This is a genomic window from Pueribacillus sp. YX66, from assembly GCF_041725775.1.
Lineage (GTDB): Bacteria > Bacillota > Bacilli > Bacillales > UBA6769 > Pueribacillus.
In genome coordinates this window covers 1-1,421 of record NZ_JBEUEL010000076.1, presented here as the reverse complement: position 1 = coordinate 1,421, position 1,421 = coordinate 1, and the positions used below count along the sequence as shown (strand labels likewise).

The 1,421-nt window shown below is 39.5% G+C and carries 1 protein-coding gene; it reads left to right on the top strand.

All coding sequences use genetic code 11. The features are described from left to right. Positions 1–98: 98 nt before the first annotated feature. Complete coding sequence (locus ABU914_RS15355; protein ID WP_379670567.1) at positions 99–1,268, top strand: IS256 family transposase; 1,170 nt, start codon at positions 99–101, stop codon at positions 1,266–1,268. The last annotated feature ends 153 nt before the right edge of the window (positions 1,269–1,421 follow it).

The window sequence follows — 1,421 nt, the reverse complement described above, 5'->3', positions numbered from 1 at the left end:
GATGACGTAAAATATTTTGTGTAAAGGTCTTTTCAATAAAAAATAGGTAGGGTATCCTCGGAATTGTCGGATTCCATAAGAAAGGAGTAACCCTACCTATGTCATCGAGTATAAACAATTCCACGCTTACAGATCAACTAGAACAAATGTTAAAATCTTTTGTTCAAGAAAAACTTGAACTCATCATGAGAGAAGAACTTGAAAACTTCTTAAACGTTGAGAACCCTGATGTTCCAAACAGTAAAAATGGTTATTACCAACGCTCATTGGATACAAGATACGGAAAAATTGAAAAACTATCTGTTCCAAGAGATCGGCAAGGCGAGTTTCAAACCCAACTGTTTGCTCCGTATCAGCGTCGAGATGGATGGCTGGAAGAAGCGATCATCAAAATGTACCAAAGCGGGATGAGCACTCGTGAAGTCGGTAAATTTATTGAGCGTATGTTTGGTTCTTCATACTCTGCCACCACCATCAGTAATATTACGGAAGTTGCCATCGAAGATATTCAAGCTTGGCAACAGCGCAAACTACATCAGCGTTATTCCGTTCTGTATCTTGATGGAATGTATATTAGACTCCGCCGTGACACGGTGGCAAATGAAGTCATTTATTTCGTTGTCGGTGTCACTGAAGACGGATATCGTGAACTGCTAAGCTTCTATGTTGGAGGCCAAGAAAATGCACTGGGTTGGAAAGAGATGCTTCAAGACCTCTATCAACGCGGACTCAAAGAAGTACTATTAGGTGTATTTGATGGACTTCCTGGTTTAGAAGAAGCCTTTAAAAGCATTTATCCAAAAGCAGATGTCCAGCGTTGTGTTGTACATAAGGTTCGCAATACGTTGAACCGTGTACGCAAAAAGGATCGTGAAGAAATAGCTGAAGATCTAAAAGCGATCTATCGCTCTTTCACTCGCTCACAAGCGGAAGAACAGTTTCACTTATTCCAAGAGAAATGGCAAACGAAGTATCCAAGAGAGGTGTCCTCTTGGGAGAATGATCTGCCTGTATTGCTCACCTTTTTGAAATATCCATCGTCAATTCGAAGTGTGATTTATACGACGAATTGGATAGAGCGAACAATTAAAGAGATTCGCAAAAGATTAAGACCAATGAACAGTTTGCCAGATATAAAGGCTGCAGAGAAAATCGTTTATCTAACTGTGCAAGACATCAATGAGAAATGGTCTGAACGAAAACTTCGTGGGTTTGCAAGTGCATATACATGTTTACAAGACATGTTCAAAGAACGTTATGAAAAATAGTATAAGCAACATTTATGCATGTTAAAAAATTCGAAGAACCTGTCAAGGGACTCGTATGCACTTCGCCCTTGACAGAACCTTCTGACATTTTTTGTATAGTTGTTAAGGTTGCTTAAGCACCATTATATTGACAGTTCAAGTGAGAGCCCTATC